This window comes from Streptomyces sp. NPDC055013 (assembly GCF_053608645.1).
This window is the reverse complement of record NZ_JBSGVW010000081.1, coordinates 1-4,724: the sequence shown is the minus strand read 5'-3', so window position 1 is coordinate 4,724 and position 4,724 is coordinate 1. Positions and strand designations below refer to the sequence as shown.

Genomic DNA, 4,724 nt, shown 5'->3' with positions numbered 1-4,724 from the left:
CACTGATGAAGGGTAGTCCTCGCGGCGGGTGCCTGTCCGATCTGGGTTGGGGTCGGGCAGGGTGGGTGCCGTTTCTTGACGCCGGCCACTGCGGGCGGACACCCCCCGGCACGTCCCCTTGCCGCCGTACGCGACCGGCGGTCCGTGGGGCCACTGTCCCGAACACCGACCAGCCCTGGCACCTCCCGTCGGCGGCTTCAGTCCTCGCCGTAGCGGGGGTCCACCGTCTCCGGTGTGAGGCCCAGGAGCTCGGCCACCTGTTCTACGACCACCTCGTGGACCAGGGCTGCTCGCTCGTCGCGGCCCTTGGTGCGGATCTCTACCGGGCGGCGGTAGATGACGACCCGTGCCGGGCGGCCCTCGCGGGCGGGGATGGTGCCGCCCAGGGGGACCGCCTCGTCGTTCCAGGCCCGGCCGGGGCCGTCCAGGCGGGGGACCTCGAGGACCAGGAAGTCCATGTCGGCAAGCTGGGGCCAGCGGCGTTCGAGGCGCTCCACGGAGTCCTGGACCAGGTCGGCGAAGACGTCGGCGCGGCTCGCGGCGAGGGGGACCTGGGGCGGTGCGATCGGGCCGCGCATGCCCCGACCGTGGCGATCACGGCGGCGGGGCCCGGGGCCGGCGGCGCGGGGCGGTACGGGGGTGTCCATCACTGATGAAGGGTAGTCCTCGCGGCGGGTGCCTGTCCGATCTCCATGGGGTGGTGAGGGCGACGTCCGGCCGCTCGTGCGGCATGTCTGCAGATGACCATTCCAGCCAAGGTTGGGCTCGTTTCCGTATGCTCCGAGACCGTCGACGGCGAGGTAAATGACGGGGTTTGGGGTGAGTGGTGACCGGTTTCAAGCGTGTGCCGGATCTTGGGGTGAGGCTTCACTGCAGGTCAGCGAGGTGGGGTGAAAGGGGCGTGTGGGGTGTTTCACAACACGACACGGTGGAGTGAGCCGGGGGAGAGTCGTCGCGGCCCGCTCAAGAGTGCGGTACCGTCCAACGTCGTGAGCCCTGTACGTCGCTGTTCGCGCACCGCTTGCGGCCGTCCCGCCGTCGCGACGCTGACGTACGTCTACGCCGACTCGACCGCGGTCCTCGGCCCGCTCGCCACCTACGCCGAACCCCACTGTTACGACCTGTGCGCCGAGCACTCCGAGCGCCTCACCGCCCCTCGCGGGTGGGAGGTCGTACGGCTGTTGGACAGTTCGGCTCCGGCCCGTCCCAGCGGTGATGACCTGGAAGCGCTTGCCAACGCCGTGCGTGAGGCGGCCCGTCCGCAGGAGCGGGCGGCCGGGGCCGGCGGGGGCGGGGGCCGTGGGGCCGACCCGATGGAGGTCGCGCGGCGGGGGCATCTGCGGGTGCTTCGGTCGCCCGACAACTGACCGTCGAAACAGTCGGGTTTCCTGTTTCTCGTGTGCTTGTTTCGTTGAGTGATGCACAAGCATTGACGTGTCGTTGGCGCGGACACGACCATTCCGCATGTCGGAACGAGAAATCGCTTTCCGCATGACGGAACCCGGGGAGGCGCCCGTGTACGTGCAGCAACTGGAACCCGTCGCCGGCTCGCTCGGCCTGTCCGCGCTGGTGGCGGCTCTGCCGCTGGTGATCGTCCTCGTCCTGCTGGGCGGGGTCCGGATGAAGGCCCACCTGGCGGGGCTCACGGGGCTTCTGGCGGCCGTGCTGGTCGCCTGGCTCGCGTACGGCATGCCGCTCGGTCAGACGCTCTCCAGCGGCGCTCAGGGAGCGCTCTTCGGGCTCTTCCCCATCCTGTGGATCGTCGTCAACGCCCTGTGGGTGTACCGGATGACCGTCCGCACGCGTCATTTCGACATCCTGCGCCGGTCGTTCGGGCGGCTCTCCGACGATCCCCGGATCCAGGCACTCGTCGTCGCCTTCTGCTTCGGGGCCCTGTTGGAGGCCCTGGCCGGGTTCGGGGCGCCCGTCGCGATCTGCGCGGTCATGCTGGTGGCGCTAGGGTTCGATCCGGTGCGCGCGGCGGTCGTCGCGCTGGTCGCCAACACCGCGCCCGTGGCCTTCGGGGCGATGGGAACGCCCGTGGTGACGCTGGCGCAGGTCACCGGACTGCCGCTGGATGACGTGGCCTCCGTGGTGGGGCGTCAGACGCCCTTGCTGGCCTTGGTCGTTCCGCTGGTGCTGGTCGGGCTCGTGGACGGACGGCGCGGGCTGCGGGAGACCTGGGTGCCCGCCCTGGTCTGCGGAGTCGCCTTCGCCGTCGCCCAGTTCGCCGCCTCCAACTACGTGTCCGCGCAACTCGCCGACATCGGCGCCGCCTTGGCCGGTGCGGGCGCCCTGGTCGCCGTACCGCACGCGCGCGTGCCCGCCACCGAGGCCGTACGCGCGTCCGTGCTGACCGGGTCGCGGAACGAGGAGCTGGACGTGGACGATCCGCGGCGCGAGGTCGTACGGGCCTATGCGCCGTACGCGTTGATCGTCGTGATCTTCTCCATCGCGCAGATCCCGGTCGTCAAGGACTGGCTGGCCGAGGCGACCCGGACGTTCGACTGGCCCTTCCTGAACGTCGCCAACCCGGACGGGGAACCGGTCAGCGGCAATGTCTTCAGCTGGCCGATCGTGTCCACCGGCGGCACACTCGTACTGCTCGCCGGAGTGTGCACGGCAGTCGTGCTGGGGGTGCACGCGCGCGTGGCGGTCAGGGAGTGGGCCGCGACCGTGCACGAGTTGAGGTTCGCCATCCTGACCGTGACGTCCGTGCTGGCGCTCGCCTACGTCATGAACCTCTCCGGACAGGCGGCCACCATCGGCTACTTCGTGGCGGCGGCCGGCGCCGGGCTCGCCTTCCTGTCGCCGGTGCTGGGCTGGTTCGGAGTGGCCGTGTCCGGGTCGGACACCTCGGCCAACGCGCTGTTCGGAGCACTGCAGGTGACGGCGGCCCGCGAGTCGGGGCTGTCGCCGGAACTCCTGGCCGCCGCCAACAGTTCAGGTGGTGTGCTCGGCAAGATGATCTCGCCGCAGAACCTCACCATCGCGTGCGCCGCCGTGGGGCTCGCGGGCCGGGAGGGGGACCTGCTGCGACGCGTGCTGCCGTGGAGTCTGGGCCTGCTGCTGGTGATGTGCCTGATCGTGATCGGCCAGAGTTCACCGGTGCTGGGCTGGATGCTGCCCTGACCTCCGCGCTGACCTGAGGTTGCGGCTGGGAGTCCACTCAGCGGTCACCCAGCGCAGTGTCAGTCCGGGCGGGTAGTTTGGGGTGACCGATAGGACTTTCAGGAGGGTTGGCCGTGGCTGCTGATCTGTCACAGCTCGTGAAGGCGTACGACGTGCGCGGGGTCGTCCCGGACCAGTGGGACGAGTCCCTGGCCGAGCTCTTCGGAGCCGCCTTCGTGCGGGTGACCGGCGCGAGCGCGATCGTGATCGGACACGACATGCGACCCTCGTCCCCCGGTCTGTCCCGCGCCTTCGCGCGCGGGGCGGCGACCCAGGGCGTCGACGTCACCGAGATCGGCCTGTGCTCCACCGACCAGCTGTACTACGCGTCGGGCGCGCTGAACCTCCCGGGCGCGATGTTCACGGCGTCGCACAACCCGGCCCAGTACAACGGCATCAAGATGTGCCGCGCGGGCGCGGCCCCGGTCGGCCAGGACACCGGCCTCACGGAGATCCGCGAACTGGTCGAGGACTGGTCCGAGTCGGGCGCCCCGGAACCGGCCGCGCAGACGGGAACGATCACGCAGCGGGACACGCTGGAGGACTACGCGGCCCACCTGCGTTCCCTCGTCGACCTGACCTCCATCCGCCCCTTGAAGGTCGTCGTCGACGCGGGCAACGGCATGGGTGGCCACACGGTGCCGACCGTGCTCGCCGACCTCCCGCTGGACGTCGTCCCGATGTACTTCGAGCTGGACGGCACGTTCCCGAACCACGAGGCGAACCCGCTGGACCCGGCGAACATCGTCGACCTCCAGAAGCGCGTCCGCGAGGAGTCCGCCGACCTGGGCATCGCCTTCGACGGCGACGCCGACCGCTGCTTCGTCGTCGACGAGCGCGGCGCCCCGGTCTCCCCGTCCGCCATCACCGCCCTGGTGGCTTCGCGCGAGCTCGCCAAGCACGGTGGCAAGGGCACGGTCATCCACAACCTGATCACCTCCTGGTCGGTCCCGGAGGTCGTCAAGGAGAACGGCGGCACACCGGTCCGCACCCGCGTCGGCCACTCCTTCATCAAGGCCGAGATGGCCACGACCGGCGCGATCTTCGGCGGCGAGCACTCCGCCCACTACTACTTCAAGGACTTCTGGAACGCCGACACCGGCATGCTGGCCGCCCTGCACGTCCTTGCGGCCCTCGGCGGCCAGGACGGCCCCCTGTCCGGCCTGGTCGCCCAGTACGACCGCTACGCCGGCTCCGGCGAGATCAACTCCACCGTCGCCGACCAGGCGGGCCGCCTCGCGGCCATCAAGTCCGCCTACGAGGCCCGAGAGGGCGTCGAACTCGACGAACTCGACGGCCTGACCGTCACGGCCGCCGACTGGTGGTTCAACGTCCGCCCGTCCAACACGGAGCCGCTGCTGCGCCTGAACGCGGAGGCACGGGACGAGGCGACGATGGCGAAGGTGCGGGACGAGGCGTTGGCGATCATCAGAGGTTGAGGGGCGCGCCGGTGGGGCGAGGGTTGCACACCTACACCGGCGCTGCGTGTCGGCGCCGGTCCCGGTATTTCAGCCCGTCCGGCGTTTGAGGACGAGGCCGTTCAGGCCGATGGC

4 protein-coding genes are annotated in these 4,724 nt (G+C 70.5%); 3 read left to right on the top strand and 1 reads right to left on the bottom strand.

Annotation, left to right across the window (positions count from 1 at the left end):
• Positions 1 to 197: 197 nt before the first annotated feature.
• A complete protein-coding gene (locus ACWGDB_RS41815) occupies positions 198 to 647 on the bottom strand; it encodes a metallopeptidase family protein (protein WP_369276208.1) in 450 nt (149 codons plus the stop codon).
• 342 nt (positions 648 to 989) lie between these two features.
• Here ACWGDB_RS41815 and ACWGDB_RS41810 point away from each other — a divergent pair, with 342 nt between their 5' ends.
• The 3 genes from ACWGDB_RS41810 to ACWGDB_RS41800 all read left to right on the top strand — a co-directional run bounded on the left by ACWGDB_RS41810 (position 990) and on the right by ACWGDB_RS41800 (position 4,610).
• Entirely contained in the window at positions 990 to 1,367 is a 378-nt protein-coding gene (locus ACWGDB_RS41810) for a DUF3499 domain-containing protein (RefSeq protein ID WP_053748143.1), read from the top strand.
• 148 nt (positions 1,368 to 1,515) lie between these two features.
• The gene (locus ACWGDB_RS41805; RefSeq protein ID WP_453827274.1) at positions 1,516 to 3,132 is read left to right on the top strand and encodes an L-lactate permease; all 1,617 of its coding nucleotides are present in this window, start codon (positions 1,516 to 1,518) and stop codon (positions 3,130 to 3,132) included.
• A 113-nt stretch (positions 3,133 to 3,245) separates the two neighbouring features.
• Positions 3,246 to 4,610: a phosphomannomutase/phosphoglucomutase gene (locus ACWGDB_RS41800; RefSeq protein WP_453827273.1), complete on the top strand. Its 1,365-nt coding sequence runs from the start codon at positions 3,246 to 3,248 to the stop codon at positions 4,608 to 4,610.
• Positions 4,611 to 4,724: the final 114 nt, after the last annotated feature.